Origin of the sequence: Candidatus Pantoea formicae, from assembly GCF_011752625.1 — a bacterium.
GTDB lineage: Bacteria > Pseudomonadota > Gammaproteobacteria > Enterobacterales > Enterobacteriaceae > Pantoea > Pantoea formicae.
On sequence record NZ_VWXD01000001.1, the window covers coordinates 810028 to 830772 of the forward strand.

The following is a 20745-nucleotide window of genomic DNA, read 5'->3' on the forward strand; positions in this document are numbered from 1 at the left end:
ACCTCTCCGTGCTTTTACACATTCCCATAATCTTTGGGTAAATCATTAACATCATGCGACTCATCAGCGCGTGAACGACTTTACTCACAGGAAAATGACATGACAAAAGTGCAGAAGATTGAACAAGCCGCCGCGATTAAAGAGATGGAATCTTGGGGCACCGTAGAAGGCTTACCCGGCAGTGGCGCTATCGCACTCTCCGGCATCCAGAAAGTGATTCCAGGTAAAGAGGACATCGACACCGGGATTTTTGAATGTGCTGCGGGTTCATATCGTCGTTCGGTAAAACAGGCTGAAATCATGCACTTCCTCAACGGAACTGGCTCTTTTACCCCCGATGGAGAAACCACCCTCACCTTCAAGCCGGGTGATTCATTCTTCTTTGAAGCCAACACTGAGGGGACTTGGGTGATCGAGTCCACCATGCGCAAGCTGTATGTGATTTTTGATGCCAGTTGAGTCAGGTCTGGTTACTGAAGATGCGCAGTCATGCGCATCTCACCAATGTGATTTCTGCCTACCTTAGCCTTTTCTTCTAGCCGTCATTTCCTCCCCCTCGCTCTTAACAACAGGCTCTTTCTCACCTCACTTGGCCCTATTCATCAACAAACGGGTTGACACAGATTTTACAAATCGAAATAATCCGAATACATCATGTATACCTCAAGTATACATAAAAACAAAAATGACAACGTTTATGGCAATGCGTTACGTCGCTGCAACAGCAGGTTTCAGGCGTAGCGGGCAATTCACTCTTTTCATCTACATCATGGAGTCTTGTTTAAATGGGTATTTCCAGAAGGAAATTGTTGGTTGGCACAGGAATCGGTGCCGGTGTGATTGCCGCTGGCGGTGGCGCAACGTTGCTGACAGACAGTGTGCCAAACGATCCTGAATCGCTGCTGCGTATTGATGCGCTGCCTTCAGACGATCCTACGCCTGGCTGGTTCCATACCAGCCAAAAGCGCATTCCAAAACCGGCGCTGGTCGGTGATGCCAAAGCACCATGGGTGGTGATTGGTGGAGGGTTTGCCGGTCTGGCCGCTGCACGTCGTCTGGCGCTGAACTTCCCTGACGATCAGGTGATTTTGGTAGAAGCGCAGCAGGTTGGTTTTGGTACTTCCGGGCGTAATGCCGGTTTCTTGATTGATGTGCCGCATGACATCAGCGCGCCAGACTATATTGGTGATAAAGCGGTCGCGCGTAACATCTTAAACCTGAATCAGACAGGTCAGCGTATCCTGAAAGATCTGGTGGAAGAGCATAATATTACCGACGCACACATGCGCCATTCCGGTAAATATCAGGCAGCGGTGGAAGACAGCGGCATTGCGGTATTGAATGCCTATCGTGGCGGCCTTGAGGCGCTGGGTGAAAAGTGCAAACTCATCGAAGGTAGCGAGCTGAAAGATATCTTCGGCACCAGCTTCTACCGTAAAGCGCTCTACACGCCGGGCACCATTCTGGTTCAGCCATCTGGCTTGGTGAAAGGTTTGGCCGATACCTTGCCAGCCAACGTCACTCTGTATGAAGAGACGCCGATTACGGCCATTGAGTATGAACCTCAGATCGTGCTGCATCATGCTACCGGCCGCATTACCGCCGATAAGCTGATCCTCGCGAACAATGCGTTTGGCACCCACTTTGGCTTCGGTCCGCGTACGATTTTCCCTATCTTTACCTACGGTAGCCTGACCCGTCCTCTGACCAAATCTGAGCAGGACAGCATCGGCGGTGAAGATTTCTGGGGCATCATCCCGGCAGATCCGTTCGGTACGACGTCACGTCGCACCCACGACAACCGTATCCTGATCCGTAACAGCTTTAGCTTTAACGAAGATGGACGCCACAAGCCCGGCTTTACCGAAAAATATCGCCAGACGCATCGCCAATCGTTTGAGCGTCGTTACCCAACCTTGAAAGATGTGCCTTTTGAACACACCTGGGGTGGCGGTCTGGGCATGACGCGCAACGGCTCTAGTTTGTGGGGCGAATTGCGCAAGAATGTCTATGGCGCGCTGGGCTGTAACGGTTTGGGTACCGTGCGTTGTACCGCAATGGGCACCATGCTAGCCGATTGGTTGGCGGGCAAAAGCAACGAAACCATCGATTATCTGCATTCGCTGCCGAAACCAGAATGGAATCCACCGGATCCGTTCCTGACGATGGGTGTGAACTTCACACTCCGCCGCGGCATGCATAATGCGGGATTAGAGGCATAATACCGCAACTGAACAGGCGGCCTCAGCGCCGCCTGTTTTAAGGTATCAATCAACCTCAACTGACACATTGCTATCTTCTAAGACGATAATCCTGTCTGCAGTCGCAAGGGTGCTTTCTCGGTGCGAAATAATGACGCGAGTGATGGCGAGTTGTTTAACCGCCTCATTGACACGTTTCTCACTTTCAACATCCAGTGCGCTGGTCGCTTCATCCATAAATAGAAGCCCCGGTTTTTTATACAGTGCACGGGCAATAAACAGACGCTGCTTTTGACCACCGGATAGCCCTTCCCCCAATTCACCAATGAGCGTTTCATATCCCATCGGTAGCGCCATGATCACCTGATGTATAAAGCTCATCTGCGCACACTCTTGCATCCAGGCTTCATCTATTTCATCAACAAATCCACTGATGTTCTGTTTGATTGACCCTGCAAATAACTTATCGTCTTGCATGACACAGGCAATCATTGATTGGTAGTTATTAAGCCCGAGTTGTTGGACATCAATACCGTTGACTTCAATTTTTCCGCTCGCCGGAGTAAACAGTCCGCAGAGTAACTTCATCAGTGTCGTCTTTCCTGATCCTGATGCCCCAACAATCGCCACACACTCGCCATGATCTACGCTGATGTTGAGGTCACGAAATGTGAGTGGCGCGTGGTTATCGTAGCGGTAACAAAGATCCTGGGTTGCTATTGCAACTGGCTTAAATGCAAGCGGAGCAGCGACCTCGGGCTGACGATTTTCGCTTGGATGAAGCGCAATGTCTGCGATACGTTCATTATGCAAGCTTGTCATTCTAAGCTGTAACAGGAAGGTGGTCAGTGAATTGACGCGTTCAGAGAACTGACTGCGAAATGCGCCAAAAGCGACAAACATGCCGAGCGTCATTTGATTACCGATAACCAAATGCCCTCCTATCCACAATATGACTATCTGATCACATGCCGCGATGAAGGTGTAAATTCCGCCAAATAACATATCTATCTTGCTGACTCGAATCCCGGTATTAATGTTGTCGATTTCAAGATTAAGCCAATGATTGCCGCGCCGAGTGGTCATTCCTTGCATTTTCACGGTAGCGATACCGTAGAGTGTCTCCATAAAATAGGAACTTGCACGTGCAGATTTAATTAATGACTCCTCAGATAACTCACGATAATAGCCATAGGTGGCAATCCTCATCAGCACATAAATTGCGGTAAACCCCACCACAATCCACGTTAACCATCCACCGTAGAGACTCATCATTATCAGGACGCTAATGACCATAATGCTGTCCATCATGGCGCCCACGATGCTTGCAGTGAAAGTACTTCGCAGTACATCGAGAGAACCAAAACGGGACTGGATATCGCCGAGTCTTCGCCGTTCAAAATAATCCAATGGTAAACGCAGGAGATGCTTAAAGAGTTTTGCCTGCCACTGCACATTGATCAGCGTAGCGAGAACCAACGATGACCAACCGCGAAGCATACTTACCGCCGCCTGTAGCAAAATGAAGATCATAAGCCCGCAGCAGATCAGCGTCAGTAATCCTGAATCGCTCGCGGGAATGGCATGGTCCATGACAAGTTGAGTGGCGATCGGTAATAAGAGATTGATGGTTTCAAGCACTAGCGATAGGAAAAATATTTTTCCTAATGCGCGCTTAATGCCATATACACCGCGTATAAGCTTGCTGGCACTAAATTGATGGCGAAGAACTTCAGCGCTGAAGGTGCTGTCTGGCCATGCTTCTAGCGCAACCCCGGTAAAACTTTGCGACAGGGTTTCTAAGGTCATCTTACGTCGGCCCGTCGCGGGGTCATGTAACGTTACCTGCTGACCTTGTACCTTTATCAACACGACAAAATGATTGAATTCCCAGTGCAGAACGCATGGCGTCCGCAAAGCACTCAGTTCATCAATATCAAGAGAGAGTGGACGTGTAGCCAGTCCTAATTGCTCCGCAATTTGCGCCAGTACACTGAGAGAGGAACCCCGCGCCGAAAGGTTAAATTGGTGACGTAAACTCATTAGATCAACATTTTTACCATAGTGGCGGCAAATCATCGCCAGGCAAGCGAGTCCACATTCTGCAGATTCACTCTGCTGTATTAAAGGGGTATGGCGGCCCAGTTTAATATCCAACTTTTCGATTATGCGCTTAACGATTATCCTATCCATCAATCTGACCCGTCGCACTTTGTTTTAAATCGTAGAGCGGTGAAAACATCCATTGATAGATGCGTCTTTTTTCCAAAAATAACGTACTCTCTGCCTTCATGCCATTTTCCAGACTGACTTCTCGTCCCGCATAAAAAAGCGTTTGCTTATCGGGTTTGACAGTGACCTTATACCAAGTACTGCGGTCAGCGAGGGAGGATTTAGGGGCACCATTCCATGTCAACATTTCTTGTGCTGACGCTGGGGATTTGGATATCAGAGCAATCGTACCCGAGAAGCGACCAAACTTTTGTGAGGGAAAAGCTTCATAATGAATATTGACGCGGTCTCCTACCAATAAATAGGGTATCGCATGATTGGGTACCCACATAACCAGCGCATAATAGTCAATATGATGAGGTAATAACTGCACCAAGCTCTCGCCAACATTGACCATTTGTCCCACAGTCACACTGAGTGAATCGATGCGACCGTCAGATAATGCCCGGACAATAATGCTATCACTGGCATCAATAGTCAGTAGCTCCTTTTGCCGTTCAAACCGCTGCAGTTCCATTTGATGGATTTGATTATCATAATCAGCGGATTGTATTTTCAACTGATTTTCCAGAGTGATAATTTGCAATGCATTTTGTTCATGTTGACCAGCGAGACTCAATAAATTGTTTTTCTGTTGATAATACATCGCCACTTGGCTATTGAGTTGATCACGGTTAATGAATCCCTTGCGTTGATAATCCCGATAGTTGTCCATGTCTTTTTTCGCAATCCGAATCCCTTCCTGCGCATGCTCCAGAATTTCACTAGAACGCTGGTAGGCCGTGAGATACTGCACTCTCTGCCGCTCCAGCATTTCCTGAGTGTTTTTCTTACTGTTTTCTAGTCGTTGTATAATTTGATCAATACGTGCAAGTTGTGACTTAACTTCCTGACGTTGATTGAGGCTCATCACGCCACTTTGGCTGGTTTTGCTCACATCAATTTTGTAGATGGGCTCACCGGCCCTTATATTTTGTCCTACGCTGACATACTGTTCTACCACCACACCCTGCACGCTTGAATATAAAGACGCCGTTCGGGGATAGCTAGAAACCTCTCCTTCAACTTTAATTCTTCGGGTGTAATTTCCTGTTATGGAAAAGACGAATAGCACAAAGATAAAAAGAACACTCACTGACATAACAAGCCACAAAGGTGTTCCCGTAATGGCAATAGCCCGCCCCTGCCAGACTTTGTTATTTACAGCTTCCTTTCTGAATATCATAACAATCCCATAAAACTAAAAGCCAAGACAACCTTATCAGCAACCCTCAACAAAGAGGTTCGCTGAGAATGTATTCTCTAACTTATTAAATTGCAAAAAAACCCTATCTGAATGCGAATTTTTTGGAGCAGGATCACTAAGATGCGGGGTTAATTAACTTATATTTTTAACTTAATGCGTAACAGCATCAAATACAAAAACACTACATGTTAGAGAAAATCCATTCAAATTATTTAAATGCGGGGTATTTTAGCCACCTTATCATCAAGTAATGTGTAAACTGACTCTCTGTCGTAATAGTAGTTATGATAAAAACTATCCGGGAGACGGTTGCTAAGTAATGAGTGCCGGCATTATGATGTTATGCTACATATGGTTAACATCATTATCACCTTTATCAAACAATTGAACGCAGGTCACTGCGATGAGAGATTGAAGCGCATTACTTAAGATAAATTTCCGCAATTAAATCAGCAAGTTGTTTTAGAAGGATATGGGAAAAGGTTGCTGCGAATAACCAAAATTATTAATAACGGCCAAGTAAAAGCCTTCGTAAGTTACCTTTAAGCGATAGCAATAATAGATAAATTTGAACTGAATCGATTAAGCCAATGCCTTAAAATCAAGCTTCAATTTTAATCACCAGAAGCTACTCCGATGCAAATTCATGATGTCCTTACACTCACTGTCGCCTCAGTCTGCGCACTTTTTCTGACCAATGGCATAGCAGCATTTCGTACCGTCCTCAATTCAACTGATGATGAACAGCGCAAAAAAATCAAAATAGGTCAGTTAGATATGACGATGCGCCGCTATATGGCAGGTGAAGGCGTGGGATATATTCTCACATCCGCTTTAAGCATTATGGGATGGTTAATGTATATCACAGGTTAAAGCCTCGACTGTTAAGCTGCTGATATTATTAACGTTAAGAAAGCTATGTCATGACTACCTGCAAAGTGGCTCAGGATTGATGCCCTTTTTGTATCTGAACAGGATAATGCCGGGTCATATCTGATGCCTGTGGAGACGTATGTCCGTCATTTTTCCAGCGGCAGTGCCATGCGGTAATAGCTTTACTCTTTCCGTGCAGCAACCGTTCAACAGACGACCTGGGTATCCGAGGGCGCTTCCTGTTCATGACAAAGGCAAGCCGGTCACCCCCTTTACCTCTTTCAATACAAACATACTCTGCATCTCTTTGATGCCTGGCAATCGACGGATCACTGACATGGCGAATTCTGCATAAGCATCCATGTCGGCAGAGACCACCTGCAATAAGAAATCGGCATCGCCACCAATGCTGTAACACGACACCACATTTTCCAGCGCCATCACTTCTGCTTCAAATTTTCTCGCTTCGGTTTCGCTGTGGCTGTCGATGGTCACGCGCACAAATACCATCACATTTAGGCCAATCTTTCTTCGATTTAGCACGGCGCGATACCCTTGGATCACCTGATCTTCTTCGAGCTTACGCACTTTACGCCAGGTGGGTGAAGCAGACAGGCCGATGGTATCGGCGAGTTGTTGATTGGTGATACGTGCATCCTGCTGCAGATGCTCAAGAATTTTAACGTCTGTCTTACTTAAACTCATAACTGGATATTCCTTTCTCTTAATTGTGCATTTCAGAATGGTTTATCCCTAATTCATCCTTTATTCAAGGTATTCAGCAAGCACTTTTCTCCTCAACTGCCACATAATTTTCCCTACCAGGCACAGTGAAATGCGCCGTGAACACTGCGCGCCGGCAAGAGCCACGACCGACGAAGCGCTCGCGTGGTGGAAATTCTCACCCCTTATGGAGTTAATACATGCAATTTGATGCCAACCACCATCGCTGTACCATCGTTATCGATAACCAACTGCCTGCAGGGCTAGCAATGAATGCGGCCAGTGTTATCGGCATCAGTTTCGGTAAGCTGATAGAGAATTTGGTGGGACCGGACCGGCAAAGTGAGGATGGATTAAATTATCCCGGTGTCATTTATGCGCCGCTCCCTGTCCTGTTAGCCGAGGGGAACACGCTGCGTGAACTACAAAAGATCAGCAGCGCGGATACTGATATTTTTGCCATGCCATTCAGCGCATTAGCACAATCCTGCAAAACCTATGACGAATACGGCGAACGTATCGCCAGCGCCAACAGTGACAATATTGAACTGGTGGCGATTGGCTTGATCGGCCCGAAGAAGAAAATCACACGACTGACGGGCAATCTGAAGCTTTATCGTTAAAGGTCCTGCCCTGCAGCAAACCAGGCCGGGGGCTGGCCGACGTAGCGGGTAAATGCCACGCTGAATGCACTCGCCGAGCGATAACCCACTCGTTCAGCGACATCGGCCACCGCCATGTTTTTCCCGCGCAACAAGTTTTTCGCCAGCGCCATGCGCCAGGTGAGCAGATAAACCATCGGCGCGACACCTACGGCTTCACGGAAGCGCACGAAGAAGGCAGACCGTGACAGCGCAGCGGCTTTGGCTAACTGCGCAACCGTCCAGGAATGTGCCGGTTTAGCGTGCATTTCACGGATAGCAGAGGCGAGGCGCTCATCTGCCAACCCGCGCATCACACCGGGGGAGGTATTGCAGATGGGCATCGAGCGTAATGCCTCAATCAGCAGCAGTTCCAACAACCGCTCCAGTACGACATGACGTGCAGGACGCTGGGCGCGACACTCATCCATCACCAATTGTACTAAAGTGGCGAGGCGCGTTTCACCGTGAATGTGAATAAACTGCGGCAACAGCGAGACGATTAAACCCGCGTCGGGTGCGCCAAACTGGCAGTAACCAATCAGCGTTTGCACCTCAGCCGTTTGCTGTAGGTCACCTATCCAGAATTCGCCGGGGGCCAGCATCTGCGGTAGCGTGTCCGGCGCATCGCTGGCGGGCGGCTCAGCACTGGTCATGCAGAACTCCCAAGCAGCCGGGATCAGCACAAAATCGCCCTGCTCAAGCGCGATGGGATCATGACCTTTCATTTTGAGCTGACTGCGACCTTCCAGAACCAGACAGTAGAATGGCTGGCCTGTTTCACTGCGATTTACACGCCAGCGACCATTTGCGCGCGCGCGTTTAGAAAAAGCGGCCTGCGGCTGCAGCAGAGACACCATCTCCGCTAAAGGATCGATCATTATGGACTCCTGCGAATGAAACATGGACTTTGCGTTGTAGTGAGTCCATCGCACTGACTCTATAGTGAGCGTCTACCCAATGCAATGCAGGAGTGAAAGATGAAAACGATTCTAATCACCGGTTGTTCTTCCGGCTTTGGTTACGCCACGGCATGTTATTTTCTTGAACGCGGCTGGAAGGTGATTGCCACCATGCGCCATCCGCGCCCCGAGTTGTTCCCTGCGTCTGAACACCTGCGACTGCTACCATTGGACGTCAGTAACACCGAGAGCATCAAAAAGGCAATTGCCGAGGCAGGTGATATTGATGTGCTGGTGAACAACGCGGGCATCGGGGTGCTGACCTCGCTGGAAGGCACACCGATGTCGACGGTCCGCGAGGTGTTTGAGACTAACACGCTCGGCACTATCGCCATGACCCAAGCCGTGCTGCCGCAGTTCCGCGCTAAACGGAGCGGTACAGTGATTAATGTGACGTCAACTGTGACGCTGAAATCACTGCCGCTGCTGGCGGTGTACACCGGCAGTAAAGCCGCTGTGAATGCCTTTACCGAATCACTGGCAATAGAGCTACAGCCGTTTAACGTCAAGGTGCATTTGGTGTTACCGGGCCTTGCGCCTACTACCGATTTTGGTAAAAACGCCATGCCACGTATGGAAGAGACCTTCTTAGCCGCTTATCAGCCAATGCTTGATGGGATCATGGCGGGAATGCAGCAACCTCAACCCACCACGAAAGCTGAAGATGTGGCCGCTGCCGTGTGGCAAGCTGCTACCGACCCAAACGCACCGATGCGAATTCCGGCAGGGGAAGATGCAGTGGCGGTGGCGAATGAAGTAGGTTATTGATAAAACTTCAGAGATGCCCTTTTAGGCTAGCTGTTAAGGTGTCATAGTCACCTGCTAGCCTTTGAGGAGCAAGCATGCAGATAAGTACTTTGAGAGAGTCCCCATCACTCATCTCCGCAGTGGTTCATATGCTGCATCACGAATGGTCGGATCTGCCGAACTGGAACGATGCGGATGTGATTCGCCAGCGCCTCAATCTGCGCAATGCAGCAGATGCCCAAACCCTCACTTTGGTGGCAACCGGTGCCGACGGCGCATTGATGGCGACGGCCAGCATTATCCATTACGAATTAAGTGATATCAGTGAGCGCGATTCTGGTTGGGTGAGGTGGTCACCGCCAGCGAACATCGCGGTAAGGGGCTGGCGAGTGCGCTCGTGACGCGATTAATTGCTGAAGCGCGGCAGAGGTCAATCCCCGCGCTCTGGCTGTATACCCCAGACCAGCAGGCGTTGTATCGCCGTTACGGCTGGCAGGATGTGGAACAGCGAGAAGTTTCACATGAGGAAGTCACAATTATGAAACTCCCACTTTAGTGGGGTTGCGCTAACTGCTTCAGATAGGTGACGCCGTCACGCTCAATCCACGTCCTCAGTGGCGCGAACAGCGGCTGCGGCAAGGCATTTGGTTCGAACCACTGCCAGCCTTCGCACTTTTCTGGCTCGATCAACTGCGGTTCACCTTGCGACCCATGCGCCACTAGTAGCAGCGTAATGTAATGCTTATTGACCTCAGGGAAGAGGTTACTGACAAACGCGGCGTTATGCAGTTTACCCAGCACCAAACCTGTTTCCTCCAGCACTTCACGCTGAGCGCAGGCTTCCGGTGACTCACCAAATTCGAGATGGCCACCAGGCGCTGACCAGTCGCCTGAACCATGGCTCCCTTTGCGTCGCCCTAGCAGCAACTTACCGTCGCGGAAAATCAACACGCCCACGCCGACTTGTGGTGACATAATAGCTCCTCTAGTGTGGCAGGCCGCCACGGAAGGCGGCCCAACACGGTTAATCAATACCAATCGGCTGATAGCCCTGCCACTCTGGGCGGAAAGGTTCACCCTGGGCATCTGGCGTTAAATGGATATACAGGTCTCCCACCTTTTCCAGCAGCAGGCAATCATCCACATCCTTGAGATTATCTTTGTGCTGGTGATCGGCACCCGGCAGCAAGTTGGCTAAGCCTTTGGCTTTTGCTTCCTTCACATCTTTTGCTACGAACAGATCAAAAGCATGCAATTCAGCCAGCGTCGAAGGATGGTACGCACCGGCATTCACAAAGAACAGCTTTTCACTGCCCGTTGCAGGTTTATCAGACAGCGATACACGATAACCGTCCGCCCATGTGATGCGCGCATAACCATCAACATGGATTTTATCCGCATCACCAAACCAAGCTTCGCGCAGTGCAGGCCAAGCCTCTTCCGGCTGCTCAGCGGCGACAAACTGAATGTCATGCACTTCAATGTTGGATTTACCGGCATTACCGCCAACGTAAAAGATAAACAGGTTCACGTGGTCATTTCCTTGTGATTGACAGAGAAGATCCGCGTTATAAAGCAAGATACACAGCGGTACAACCGTTTCTTATGGCAATTAACCCTATTACTGATGAGGTTTGAAACGCAGCGCCATCACCATCAGCAGCACAATCCCGACACTCATGATCGCCCAGGCACTGTCTAATGAAGCCGCACGATCACGCACGAGACCGGCAATCAGCGGCATTAACGCTGCCAGCAAATAGCCGCCACCCTGTACAAAGGATAACAACGCCCCCGCCTGTTCCGGTGAGTGAGCATGATCCAAGGTGACGATGAGAGAAAGCGGGAACAGAGAACCGATGCCCAACCCCAGTAACAATGTCGGCAGCCATGCATGCGCGCCGCCAAACCACATTAGGCTAATCAACCCGAGTAAAATCGCGCTCAGCACGACCAGTAGCGGGCGACGGCGGTCGCGAAAACGATGAATCAACGCAGACAAAACAAAACCCGCGACGACCTCTGTTAACGTCAGCGCACCCAGCACGTACCCGCTCTGCTGTGGCAACCAGCCATGCTGCATATAGAACGGTGGTAGCCAGGCTAGAACCAGGGTGTAGGCACCTGTGCCAATACCAAAGAACACCATCAGCAACCAAGCCCGGCTGTTGCGTGCAGTTGCTGGAGGATGCTGCGCATTAGCCGGCACAACGCTGTGTAAAGCCATTAACCATAACAATACTGCGATCACGGCAGGAACCACGGGAAGTGCCAGCGTGATGCCAAGTCCGTGCGCGTCTGCCAGCGGCGCCGCAGTGGCTGCCGCCATTGCCGCTCCCGCCATGATTCCGGTGGTAAATATCGCCATTAAGGTTCCCGCACTTGCCGCGAAGTGGCGTTTAATCAGCGCGGGCATTAACGCCTGAATCAATCCAATTCCCACTCCAGCGGCCAAAGCGCTGCCAATCAAAACCGAAGATGATGGCATTACACCCCGTACTACGCATGTCAGTGCCAACAAAACCAGACCCGCTGCGATCCCTCGAACTTCCCCCAGCGTACGCAGCAGCAGGGGGCCCGCCAGTGCAGCCAATCCCATCATGATGACCGGTAATGTGGTCAGTAAACTCATCTGTGTCGCACTCAACTGCGCATCACGTTGTAGCAGAGGAAACAGCGGCCCCATCGCCGCCATGATCGGCCGTAAATTCAGAGCGATAATAAAAACCAGTAAGGTAAACATGCCTATTGCAGGTAAGGTACGATTCACTTTGCATCTCCTTGTGCACCAAAAGTATCTCAACGTTAAGATACTTTTTAAGGTTGCGGTAGAGGGATGCGCACAAAGCAACAAATGTTTTAGCCTTTGCCCCAAAGCAAAAGAGGAAAAAATGACCGACCACGTCGATTTTGTTACCGAGCAGTGGGCCAGCGCCATGCCTGAGCTGGATGCCTCTTCCATGGCCATTTTTGGCCGCATGCTACGCATCATGAAGCACCTGGCCAAAGCACGTGCCGAAGCACTGGCCCCATTTCATTTCCGTGACGGTGAGTTTGATGTACTGGCCACGCTTCGTCGCGCCGGCGCACCTTATCGCCTTACCCCCACACAGCTTTATAAGTCGCTGCTGGTGACATCAGGTGCGATGACCAATCGTCTCAATCGCTTGGCCGAGGTGGGTTCGATTGAGCGTATTGCTGATCCCAACGATAAGCGCAGCATGTTGGTGACCTTAACGGAAGCTGGTCGCGAGAAGATTGAACAGGCCTTGCAGGTCCACACGCAGACGCAGAATGATCTGCTCGCCACGCTTGGTGGCGAGCAGCAACTGCAGCTACAAACCTTACTTAGCCAACTCCTCCGGGCAACGGAAGTTTCCAGGTAAAGAATACAGCGGTGAATGTGTCAAAATATGAATTAATTCAGCGCGTTTTCCGTTATCTTTATGCTCCCGCAACGCATTTTACGGACTGAACATGAGCACGAAATACGCCCCTTCGCAGATTTTTCTCCATTGGCTGACCTTTTTACTGGTAGTCACCGCTTATTGCACTATGGAGTTTCGCGGGCTGGCAACACGTGGATCATGGCAAGGCTTTGCCATGATTATCGGGCATTTCAGCGCGGGCAGTTGTGTGCTGGTATTGATGCTGTCGCGCGTGTTGTTACGCTTCCGTCACCGCAGTCCGGCGATCATCCCTAAGCCACCACACTGGCAGACCGGCCTGGCGCATCTTATGCATCTGGCGATCTACCTGTTCTTTATCGTGCTCCCGACGCTGGGTATTTTGTCGCGCTTCTATATGGGCCGTACCTGGTGGATTTTTGGCATCCCCATGCCGGTAAGCAGTAATCCTGACCCTGACTTTGCCGACAGCATTGCCGACTGGCACGAAACGCTCGCGCCTTATGGCTATTGGCTGATTGGCATTCACGCCGTTGCTGCACTGGCACACCATTATCTTTTTAAAGACAATACCTTGCTGCGCATGATGCCTTCACGCCGCTCGCGTTAATCCTTCATTTTTCGCCCGGTCACTGAGCTTGCCGGGCGACCAAAATAGCGCTGATACGCCACGCTAAAATTACGCGGATGTTGATACCCCACCTGCCATGCCGCTTGCGCCACCTGATATCCCTGCTCTAACAATCTGTGCGCGTGCGCCATCCGCATCTGTAACAGCATTTCTCCGGGTGTTGAGTGGAAATGGCGTTGAAAGCCGGTTTTCAATTGATAGTCGCTAAGGCCGACAGCCAGTGCCAGCGTGTTTAACGAATAGGCTTCGGCCAGATGGTCTAGCATCCACTCTCGCGCCCGTTCCAGTTTTTCCACCTGCTGCGGATGAACGCTGTGTTTAAGGATATCGGGTTGCAGCTGATGGCGATGCAAGGCCAATAACGTCAGTGCCTGTATCTCCAACTGCAGTGGATCATTGTGAATCTGGATTAACTGCGCATTCGTTGCCTGGCCAAAACGGCAGAACAGATGGCGTTGCAGTCTGGGCTGAAGCAGGCGTTCGGCCTGCTGCTCACCAAAATAGTGACGAGTGGTGGAGGCATTCAGCACTAGCCTCAGTTGCTGTACGCGTTCACCTGCGCGGTACAAGCGCTCGCCACTGCTGGTTTGGAAACTGGTTACGGTAAGATGCCCGGCATTAAACCCAATCTCTCGTCCCTGACTTTCACGAAAACGTGAAGCACCCAGTATGCCAAAGGTCAGCACCAGCTGCGGCTGATCGTGGCAGGTGATGGATGATTCGGTTAACGCCTGCAACGGCAAATAATCGGATTGCACCATTCGCATCCCCTGCGCCAACGCGTAATGCCGCACCTCTGGCTCACCAGGTTGTTTCATCCATTTCCCCTTCACGCAGAGTTAAATCACCGTCTCGCAGACAAATGAGAATAAATTGCATTCGCATAAAAGGCTAGTCTGGAGTACACACTCGTTACACAGGATTTGTCTATGTGCTCGCCACTCAACACACTCGATTCTTTGCTGGCCCAACAGGCACTCAATGGGGCAATAGCGTTGGCTTTTGAACATAAACTGTTTGATTTTATGGCGTTGCCTGCAACGGCTCACCAGGTCGCAGACCATTTTGACTGGCAACCCCAACAGGCCAATCACCTGTTAGGTCTGTTATGGAGTAGTGAATTACTGACGCGGGAGGGTGATTGTTATGTGTTGGCGCCTGGCGTACATCTGTTTCTGTGCTCGGGAAGTGCACGCTACATCGGCGATGCCTGGCGCTACCGCCATCAGGTCTTACAGCAGTTTGTTCAGCGGCTACCGCAACTGCTCACTCAGAAGTCTACGGGGTGGCAGGATCCACTGCAGATTGATAGCGCATGGGCCGATGCCGCGCTGCATCAAATTGCCCAAGAGCAGCGGGCGCTCAGTGCTGATACGGCCTGTGCCATCGCCGAAAAACTGGCAGATTTTCAGCGCCCGGCGCTACTGCTTGATGTGGGCGGAGGACCGGGATTGATCGCCATTGCGTTAGCAGAACGTTTCCCCCAGCTTTCGGCTATCGTCTATGATTTGCCACAAACTGCCACCGTGGCGCAACGCAATATTGAAAAGGCAGGTCTGACAGGACGCTGCTGCGCATTGGCGCAATTTCCAGCGCAGCGCCAGGTCGATATTATCTGGAGTTCGTCGTTCCTCTATTTCGTCGAGGACCGTCAAGCAGTGCTACGCGAGTGGTTTGATCGCCTGAAACCAGGTGGTTTGCTAATCAGTGCCCATGCAGAGATTCCCGAGAGCCCCAGCGAAGCCCGGCGGATACTGCCCTTCTTCACACCTTTGATGATGAGAGGTTACAGTGTCACTCATGAAGGCGTATTAGCGTTCGAATTACAGCAAGCCGGTTTTGTGATTGAGCGGATTCAGCGGCATGAACCTTTTCCCATGTCGCCGCTGAATGTGATTCTGGCGCGACGATCTAAAACGTCAAACTAAAACTGTCATCCAGCAGAGCAATGATGTCACTGTCCGGCAAGCCGTTTTCAAGCGTCAGACTGAGCCAGTGCTCTTTATTCATATGATAAGCGGCATAAACACCCTGTTGCTGACGCAGCGAGCCGGTGAGCTCCGGTCGGGTCTTAATGTTCATCACCTCAACGACCGGACCATGCTCTAAACCGAGCTTATGGCTCTCAAGGGGAAAAACCAGCGCGAACCACTTACGGTGACGCGGATGCCGCAATACCGCGTAGTCACTGTGTTTTTTCCATGGATAGTCGGGTTCAACCTGGTAGGTGTGAAGGACGTGGTCGAGCAGTTGCTGGCGATTCATTGTGGCTCCTGTAGCAGCGCGATTTATCGCGCTGCTACAAAGTTTACTCTGGACGACGCTTAACTCAACTGAAAACGCCCTACCGTATGGGCCAACTGTGCCGCCTGATCCTCCAGTGAACTGGCAGCGGCAGACATCTCTTGCACCAATGCCGCGTTTTGCTGCGTGGTGCCATCCATCTCATTCACCGCAATTGTCACCTGGCTGATACCGCGCGCCTGCTCATCCGATGCCACCACAATCTCACCGATAATGGTGCGTACAGAGTTTACCGCTTGCGTCATCTCCTGCATGGTTCTTCCGGCGTCCTGCACCAGTTTGACACCGCTGCCAACGCGATGGCTCGACTCCTCAATCAAGGCAGCAATTTCTTTCACCGAGTTCGCACTGCGTTGCGCCAGATTGCGGACTTCAGAGGCCACCACGGCAAAACCACGCCCTTGCTCACCCGCGCGTGCGGCTTCCACGGCGGCGTTCAGCGCCAGTATGTTGGTCTGGAAAGCGATGCTGTTGATCATATTGGTGATATCACCAATCTTTTTCGCACTCTCATCAATCTGCGCCATGGTCTCTACCACTTCGCCCACCAGTGACTCGCCACGGCTGGCGATCTGTGTCGCATTCTCCGTCAATGTCGTAGCTTGATGCGCATTACTGGCATTGTGTTTTACCGTGGCGGTGATTTGCTCCATGCTGGCAGCGGTTTGCTCCAGCGCGGCAGCCTGCTGTTCAGTGCGCGAGGCAAGATTCAGGTTACCGCTGGCAATCTCTCCTGCACCCTGACGCACCGACGAACTGGCATCTTGAATCTGACCGACGATATCACACAGTTGGTTCTGCATGGTGTGCAGCGCAAAGAACAGGCTGTTCTGATCGCGCGCTTTTAGAGGAATCACGTTATCTAACTTGCCGTCAGCCACGGCCAGCGCGATGGTTGCCGCTTCCAGCGGTTCACCGCCAATCGGCTTGAGAACCTTGCGACTAAACACCACGGCCAGCAACGCACTCACCAGCAGAATACTGATCACCATCAGGATTACCGCGTTGATCAGCTGTCGGTTGGCTGGCGCCATGACGGTACTGACCGGCACGACCACGCCGAGATACCATTTTTGATCACTGTTGCCGATGGCAATCGGCCGCCAGGTCACCAACGCCTTTTCACCCAACACCGCATCCGGTCTTTCTACCACTGCGTTGCTGTAATGGTGTGTATCGCCTTTCCAGGGCTTGCTGTTTTGGCTTTTATCGGGATAAGAAATCACGTTACCCGCGCTGGAGAGCAGCATGGCGTAACCCGCACCGTCCCAAGGCTTGATTTTGTTGACCATCTCCTGCAAAGACGCCAGCGAAATATCCGATGTCACCACACCCCATAACTTGCCTTCGCTCACTATTGGCGCAGCCATTGAGGTAAATAAGGTAGGTACACCGTTAAACGCATAGGTATAGGGCTCAACCAGTGTGTCTTTATGCGTTTTTTGCGGCACCAGATAGTAGTCGCCCTGACCGGGAGTAAAGATCGAGTCCAGCGGATGCATAGTGAATTTGCCCGCACTATCGCGATCAACAAAAAAGGCATAACGCCCTTTTGGCGCCTGATGCGGCAGGCCCGCAAACTCGGCATCGCGGCCATCAAACGCATTTTCTTCAAAGATCACCGATACCGACATGTAGTCTGGGTTATCTCGCAGCGTCGTTTCCATCATTTTGTCGACGACCTTACGATCGGTGATGCCGGTTTGCGGCAGCGCAATCAAGCCGTGGCCTAATGTGTTGGCAACATCACGCGCATGGTTGAACTGTTTCTCAATCTCCAACGCTTTGGTTTGCGCAATATGTTGCAAGGAATCTTCTGCCAGTGATTGTTGTTCACTTCGTGACTGCCAGCTAAGTACGCCGATGGTGATGGCAAAGCCAAGGGTGATAGTGACCGCGCCCGTCAGCAAAACCTGAGTGCGGGTGCTTATTGTTTTCTTATGAGATGTGCTCGTGGCCATTCCGGCTCTCCTGGTCTCAACACATGTAGGTATAGAGGAGCGAATCCTCGCGATGTAACATCCTTCATGAGGTCTATCGGCCTGTTGGAGGGGAACTTGATGGGTGAGAAGGACCGACCAGAACACGGGCATCATAAAAAAAGGTGCACTTTAGAGTGCACCTTGCGAAATATGACGCTGCACAGCGGCCAACGTGCATTAACTCAGTTGAAAACGCCCCACCGTTAAGGCGAGTTGGGACGCCTGATCCTCCAGTGAACTGGCCGCAGCAGACATCTCTTGCACCAATGCGGCATTTTGCTGCGTGGTACCATCCATCTCATTCACCGCAATCGTCACCTGACTGATACCGCGCGCCTGCTCATCCGATGCCACCACAATCTCACCGATAATGGTGCGCACGGAATTGACCGCCTGCGTCATATCCTGCATGGTTCTTCCGGCATCTTGCACCAGTTTGACACCGCTGCCGACACGCTGGCTGGACTCTTCAATCAACGCGGCAATCTCTTTCACCGCGTTAGCACTGCGCTGCGCCAGATTACGCACCTCAGAGGCCACCACGGCGAAACCACGCCCCTGTTCACCCGCGCGCGCGGCCTCTACGGCGGCGTTCAGCGCCAGAATATTGGTCTGGAAGGCGATGCTGTTGATGATGGCAGTGATATCACCGATCTTCTTGGCACTGTCATCAATCTGCGCCATGGTCTGCACCACTTCGCCTACCAATGTTTCACCTCGGCTGGCGATTTGCGTGGCATTTTCGGTGAGTTCCGTTGCCTGATGCGCGTTGCTGGCGTTATGTTTTACCGTGGCAGTGATCTGTTCCATGCTGGCAGCCGTCTGCTCCAGCGCCGCCGCCTGTTGTTCAGTCCGTGAGGCGAGATTGAGGTTGCCACTGGCAATTTCACCTGCACCTTGTCGCACCGACGAACTGGCATCCTGAATCTGACCGACGATGTCGCGCAGTTGGTTCTGCATGGTGTGTAACGCAAAGAACAGGCTGCTGCTATCACGCGCTTTCAAGGCAATCACGTTATCCAATTTGCCGTCGGCCACCGCCAACGCAATGGTTGCCGCCTCAAGTGGCTCGCCACCAATAGGCCTCAGAACTTTGCGGCTGAACAATACCGCCAGTAGCGCGCACACCACGACAATACTGATCACCATCAGAATCAATGCATTGATCAATTGACGATGCGCGGCGGCCATCACCTTGCTCACGGGGGCGACGACACCGAGATACCATTTTTGATCGCTGTTGCCGATCACTATAGGTTGCCAGGTCACCAGCGCATCTTCGCCGAGTATAGCGTCACGCTGTTCGATCACCGACGAACTGTAATTATGGGTTTCGCCTTTCCAGGGTTTGCTGGTTTGATTTTTATCCGGGTAGGAAACCACTTTTCCCGCACTGGAAAGCAGCATGGCGTAACCCGCACCTTCCCAAGGTTTGATTTTGTTCACTTTCTCCTGCAATGAGGCCAGTGAGATATCAGAGGTTACTACCCCCCATAACTTACCTTTACTGAGGATCGGCGCAGCGACGGAGGTCAACAGCGTGGGAACACCGTTGTAGGCATAGCTGTATGGCTCTATGAGCGTATCCTTCTGACTCTTCTGCGGCAGCAGATAATAGTCGCCTTGCCCCGGCGTGAAGATCGAGGTTAGAGGATGCATTTTGAAATTGCCTGACTGGTCGCGGTCGACAAAATAGGCATAGCGCCCTTTTGGTGCGGCATCAGGCTGGCTGGCGAATTCCGAGTCCCGCCCATCAAAGGCGTTTTCCTCGAATATCACAGAAATCGACAGGTAATCGGGATTGTCGCGCAATGCGGACTCCATCACCTTATCCGCCACTTTACGATCCGCGATCCCTGCTGCGGGCAAGGCGATCAAACTGTGTCCCAGGTTATGCGCCACATCGCGGGCATAACTGAGTTCCTGCTGAATTTGCAGCGCCTGAGTTTGGGCAATTTGCTGGAGATAATTTTCTGCTAGTGATTTCTGTTCGTTGCTGGACTGCCAGCTCAATACGCCAATAGTGACGGCGAAGCCGAGGGTAATGGTGATGGCGCCCGTCAGCAGCATTTGCGTGCGGGTGCTCATTGTTTTCTTAAATGATGCGTGTTTGGCCATTATGGCGCTCCTGGAGTTGACACTTTTTCGGTTAAAAGAACCACTCCCTGTGCGCGTACATCCCTCAGAAGAGACTATCGGCGGGCGACGGAGGAACTTGATGGAAGAGAAAAACAAAACAGCACGATAAATCGCGCTGTTATAGAGGTGTCTTAGACAAGCGGCGCAATGGATTGCGCGACTAAGTTTATTTGAAACTGTCGCTGGCGGCTTTAGCGATGGCAATCTCATTCGGGTTAGCGGAGCCGCTCACGCCCACCGCCCCAATAGTGTTGTTTTGCCAAACCACCGGTGAACCTCCGCCCAGCGGGATCACGCCGGGTAAAGTGGCAATCGCAGGTTCTTTACCGTTCGCACGATCCATATATTTGTCCGTTGGGGTGCGATATAACGCAGCGGCACGACCTTTCAGGATCGAGGAATCGATACAGCCAACCGGGGCATTATCCATACGATTAAACGCTAACAGCTGACCAGACTGATCCAATACTGCAATGCAGACATTGGCGTTGAGCGCGTGGGCTTTTTCCTGCGCTGCTGCAATAAGTTTCTGTGCATCACCTTGCGACAGAATGGTTTGTGTCAGGGTCGCGTTTGCCGCTGCAGAACCCAACAGGGCTGCACTCAGCAGTGCCAGAGATAAAGCCTTTTTCATGTAACTCTCCATATAACAGTGGT

The 20745-nt window shown here is 51.3% G+C and carries 22 protein-coding genes; 10 read left to right on the top strand and 12 right to left on the bottom strand.

Annotated elements, in window-relative coordinates; translation table 11 throughout:
• The first annotated feature begins 99 nt into the window (after nt 1-99).
• The gene (locus F3J38_RS03890) at nt 100-459 is read left to right on the top strand and encodes a cupin domain-containing protein (RefSeq protein WP_167135235.1); all 360 of its coding nucleotides are present in this window, start codon (nt 100-102) and stop codon (nt 457-459) included.
• Nucleotides 460-785: 326 nt separating this feature from the next.
• Entirely contained in the window at nt 786-2222 is a 1437-nt protein-coding gene (locus F3J38_RS03895) for an NAD(P)/FAD-dependent oxidoreductase (RefSeq protein ID WP_205298100.1), read from the top strand.
• Between the two features lie 45 nt (nt 2223-2267).
• Here F3J38_RS03895 and F3J38_RS03900 read toward each other — a convergent pair whose 3' ends face one another.
• Both F3J38_RS03900 and F3J38_RS03905 read right to left on the bottom strand, forming a co-directional pair.
• Entirely contained in the window at nt 2268-4394 is a 2127-nt protein-coding gene (locus F3J38_RS03900; RefSeq protein ID WP_167135237.1) for a peptidase domain-containing ABC transporter, read from the bottom strand.
• On the bottom strand, nt 4387-5655 hold the full coding sequence (locus F3J38_RS03905) for an HlyD family secretion protein (protein ID WP_167135601.1): 1269 nt from the start codon (nt 5653-5655) through the stop codon (nt 4387-4389). The genes F3J38_RS03900 and F3J38_RS03905 overlap by 8 nt, the downstream gene beginning before the upstream one ends.
• Nucleotides 5656-6315: 660 nt before the next feature.
• Here F3J38_RS03905 and F3J38_RS03910 point away from each other — a divergent pair.
• Nucleotides 6316-6552, top strand: a complete 237-nt coding sequence (locus F3J38_RS03910; protein ID WP_167135238.1) for a hypothetical protein — start codon at nt 6316-6318, stop codon at nt 6550-6552.
• 243 nt (nt 6553-6795) lie between these two features.
• Here F3J38_RS03910 and F3J38_RS03915 read toward each other — a convergent pair whose 3' ends face one another.
• A complete protein-coding gene (locus F3J38_RS03915) occupies nt 6796-7257 on the bottom strand; it encodes an Lrp/AsnC family transcriptional regulator (protein ID WP_167135240.1) in 462 nt (153 codons plus the stop codon).
• 218 nt (nt 7258-7475) lie between these two features.
• Here F3J38_RS03915 and F3J38_RS03920 point away from each other — a divergent pair, with 218 nt between their 5' ends.
• Nucleotides 7476-7898 (top strand): DUF2000 domain-containing protein, encoded by a 423-nt coding sequence (locus tag F3J38_RS03920; RefSeq protein WP_167135242.1) that lies wholly within the window; start codon nt 7476-7478, stop codon nt 7896-7898.
• Here the strand turns inward: F3J38_RS03920 and F3J38_RS03925 are convergent.
• On the bottom strand, nt 7895-8797 hold the full coding sequence (locus F3J38_RS03925; RefSeq protein WP_167135244.1) for an AraC family transcriptional regulator: 903 nt from the start codon (nt 8795-8797) through the stop codon (nt 7895-7897). The genes F3J38_RS03920 and F3J38_RS03925 overlap by 4 nt on opposite strands.
• Before the next feature lie 99 nt (nt 8798-8896).
• On the opposite strand from F3J38_RS03925, the gene F3J38_RS03930 reads away from it, so the two are divergent.
• The 3 genes from F3J38_RS03930 (at nt 8897) to F3J38_RS28350 (ending at nt 10181) form a co-directional block, all read left to right on the top strand.
• Entirely contained in the window at nt 8897-9646 is a 750-nt protein-coding gene (locus tag F3J38_RS03930) for an SDR family oxidoreductase (protein WP_167135246.1), read from the top strand.
• Nucleotides 9647-9720: 74 nt separating this feature from the next.
• Nucleotides 9721-10026 (top strand): hypothetical protein, encoded by a 306-nt coding sequence (locus F3J38_RS03935; protein WP_369410982.1) that lies wholly within the window; start codon nt 9721-9723, stop codon nt 10024-10026.
• Nucleotides 10023-10181, top strand: a complete 159-nt coding sequence (locus F3J38_RS28350) for a GNAT family N-acetyltransferase (RefSeq protein ID WP_369410983.1) — start codon at nt 10023-10025, stop codon at nt 10179-10181. The genes F3J38_RS03935 and F3J38_RS28350 overlap by 4 nt, the downstream gene beginning before the upstream one ends.
• On the opposite strand, the gene F3J38_RS03940 is transcribed toward F3J38_RS28350, so the two are convergent.
• The 3 genes from F3J38_RS03940 to F3J38_RS03950 all read right to left on the bottom strand — a co-directional run bounded on the left by F3J38_RS03940 (nt 10178) and on the right by F3J38_RS03950 (nt 12395).
• Nucleotides 10178-10600, bottom strand: a complete 423-nt coding sequence (locus F3J38_RS03940) for a nucleotide triphosphate diphosphatase NUDT15 (RefSeq protein WP_205298101.1) — start codon at nt 10598-10600, stop codon at nt 10178-10180. The two genes, F3J38_RS28350 and F3J38_RS03940, sit on opposite strands and share 4 nt — an antisense overlap.
• A gap of 49 nt (nt 10601-10649) precedes the next feature.
• Nucleotides 10650-11156, bottom strand: coding sequence for a DUF1543 domain-containing protein (locus F3J38_RS03945; protein WP_167135248.1), 507 nt, complete (start codon nt 11154-11156; stop codon nt 10650-10652).
• Nucleotides 11157-11246: 90 nt separating this feature from the next.
• On the bottom strand, nt 11247-12395 hold the full coding sequence (locus F3J38_RS03950; protein WP_369410984.1) for an MFS transporter: 1149 nt from the start codon (nt 12393-12395) through the stop codon (nt 11247-11249).
• 121 nt (nt 12396-12516) lie between these two features.
• Between F3J38_RS03950 and F3J38_RS03955 the strand changes: the two genes are divergently transcribed.
• Nucleotides 12517-13011, top strand: a complete 495-nt coding sequence (locus F3J38_RS03955) for a MarR family transcriptional regulator (RefSeq protein ID WP_167135250.1) — start codon at nt 12517-12519, stop codon at nt 13009-13011.
• 91 nt (nt 13012-13102) lie between these two features.
• Entirely contained in the window at nt 13103-13642 is a 540-nt protein-coding gene (gene cybB, locus F3J38_RS03960) for a cytochrome b561 (RefSeq protein WP_084931200.1), read from the top strand.
• On the opposite strand, the gene F3J38_RS03965 is transcribed toward cybB, so the two are convergent.
• Nucleotides 13639-14481, bottom strand: coding sequence for an AraC family transcriptional regulator (locus F3J38_RS03965; RefSeq protein ID WP_167135251.1), 843 nt, complete (start codon nt 14479-14481; stop codon nt 13639-13641). The two genes, cybB and F3J38_RS03965, sit on opposite strands and share 4 nt — an antisense overlap.
• A 111-nt stretch (nt 14482-14592) precedes the next feature.
• Here F3J38_RS03965 and F3J38_RS03970 point away from each other — a divergent pair, with 111 nt between their 5' ends.
• On the top strand, nt 14593-15591 hold the full coding sequence (locus tag F3J38_RS03970) for a methyltransferase domain-containing protein (RefSeq protein WP_167135253.1): 999 nt from the start codon (nt 14593-14595) through the stop codon (nt 15589-15591).
• Here the strand turns inward: F3J38_RS03970 and F3J38_RS03975 are convergent.
• The 4 genes from F3J38_RS03975 to F3J38_RS03990 all read right to left on the bottom strand — a co-directional run bounded on the left by F3J38_RS03975 (nt 15575) and on the right by F3J38_RS03990 (nt 20722).
• On the bottom strand, nt 15575-15928 hold the full coding sequence (locus tag F3J38_RS03975; RefSeq protein WP_167135255.1) for an MmcQ/YjbR family DNA-binding protein: 354 nt from the start codon (nt 15926-15928) through the stop codon (nt 15575-15577). The genes F3J38_RS03970 and F3J38_RS03975 overlap by 17 nt on opposite strands.
• Before the next feature lie 59 nt (nt 15929-15987).
• Entirely contained in the window at nt 15988-17928 is a 1941-nt protein-coding gene (locus tag F3J38_RS03980) for a methyl-accepting chemotaxis protein (RefSeq protein WP_167135257.1), read from the bottom strand.
• A 198-nt stretch (nt 17929-18126) separates the two neighbouring features.
• Nucleotides 18127-20067, bottom strand: a complete 1941-nt coding sequence (locus F3J38_RS03985) for a methyl-accepting chemotaxis protein (RefSeq protein ID WP_167135258.1) — start codon at nt 20065-20067, stop codon at nt 18127-18129.
• 187 nt (nt 20068-20254) lie between these two features.
• Entirely contained in the window at nt 20255-20722 is a 468-nt protein-coding gene (locus F3J38_RS03990; RefSeq protein ID WP_084931195.1) for a GlcG/HbpS family heme-binding protein, read from the bottom strand.
• Between the last annotated feature and the right edge of the window lie 23 nt (nt 20723-20745).

Excerpts from the sequence above, each read along its gene's own strand:
- F3J38_RS03890 (WP_167135235.1), top strand. The coding sequence starts at position 100 with ATGACAAAAGTGCAGAAGATTGAACAAGCCGCCGCGATTAAAGAGATG.
- F3J38_RS03895 (WP_205298100.1), top strand. The coding sequence starts at position 786 with ATGGGTATTTCCAGAAGGAAATTGTTGGTTGGCACAGGAATCGGTGCC.
- F3J38_RS03900 (WP_167135237.1), bottom strand. The coding sequence starts at position 4,394 with ATGGATAGGATAATCGTTAAGCGCATAATCGAAAAGTTGGATATTAAA.
- F3J38_RS03910 (WP_167135238.1), top strand. The coding sequence starts at position 6,316 with ATGCAAATTCATGATGTCCTTACACTCACTGTCGCCTCAGTCTGCGCA.
- F3J38_RS03915 (WP_167135240.1), bottom strand. The coding sequence starts at position 7,257 with ATGAGTTTAAGTAAGACAGACGTTAAAATTCTTGAGCATCTGCAGCAG.
- F3J38_RS03920 (WP_167135242.1), top strand. The coding sequence starts at position 7,476 with ATGCAATTTGATGCCAACCACCATCGCTGTACCATCGTTATCGATAAC.
- F3J38_RS03925 (WP_167135244.1), bottom strand. The coding sequence starts at position 8,797 with ATGATCGATCCTTTAGCGGAGATGGTGTCTCTGCTGCAGCCGCAGGCC.
- F3J38_RS03930 (WP_167135246.1), top strand. The coding sequence starts at position 8,897 with ATGAAAACGATTCTAATCACCGGTTGTTCTTCCGGCTTTGGTTACGCC.
- F3J38_RS03935 (WP_369410982.1), top strand. The coding sequence starts at position 9,721 with ATGCAGATAAGTACTTTGAGAGAGTCCCCATCACTCATCTCCGCAGTG.
- F3J38_RS03940 (WP_205298101.1), bottom strand. The coding sequence starts at position 10,600 with ATGTCACCACAAGTCGGCGTGGGCGTGTTGATTTTCCGCGACGGTAAG.
- F3J38_RS03955 (WP_167135250.1), top strand. The coding sequence starts at position 12,517 with ATGACCGACCACGTCGATTTTGTTACCGAGCAGTGGGCCAGCGCCATG.
- cybB (WP_084931200.1), top strand. The coding sequence starts at position 13,103 with ATGAGCACGAAATACGCCCCTTCGCAGATTTTTCTCCATTGGCTGACC.
- F3J38_RS03965 (WP_167135251.1), bottom strand. The coding sequence starts at position 14,481 with ATGAAACAACCTGGTGAGCCAGAGGTGCGGCATTACGCGTTGGCGCAG.
- F3J38_RS03970 (WP_167135253.1), top strand. The coding sequence starts at position 14,593 with ATGTGCTCGCCACTCAACACACTCGATTCTTTGCTGGCCCAACAGGCA.
- F3J38_RS03975 (WP_167135255.1), bottom strand. The coding sequence starts at position 15,928 with ATGAATCGCCAGCAACTGCTCGACCACGTCCTTCACACCTACCAGGTT.
- F3J38_RS03980 (WP_167135257.1), bottom strand. The coding sequence starts at position 17,928 with ATGGCCACGAGCACATCTCATAAGAAAACAATAAGCACCCGCACTCAG.
- F3J38_RS03985 (WP_167135258.1), bottom strand. The coding sequence starts at position 20,067 with ATGGCCAAACACGCATCATTTAAGAAAACAATGAGCACCCGCACGCAA.
- F3J38_RS03990 (WP_084931195.1), bottom strand. The coding sequence starts at position 20,722 with ATGAAAAAGGCTTTATCTCTGGCACTGCTGAGTGCAGCCCTGTTGGGT.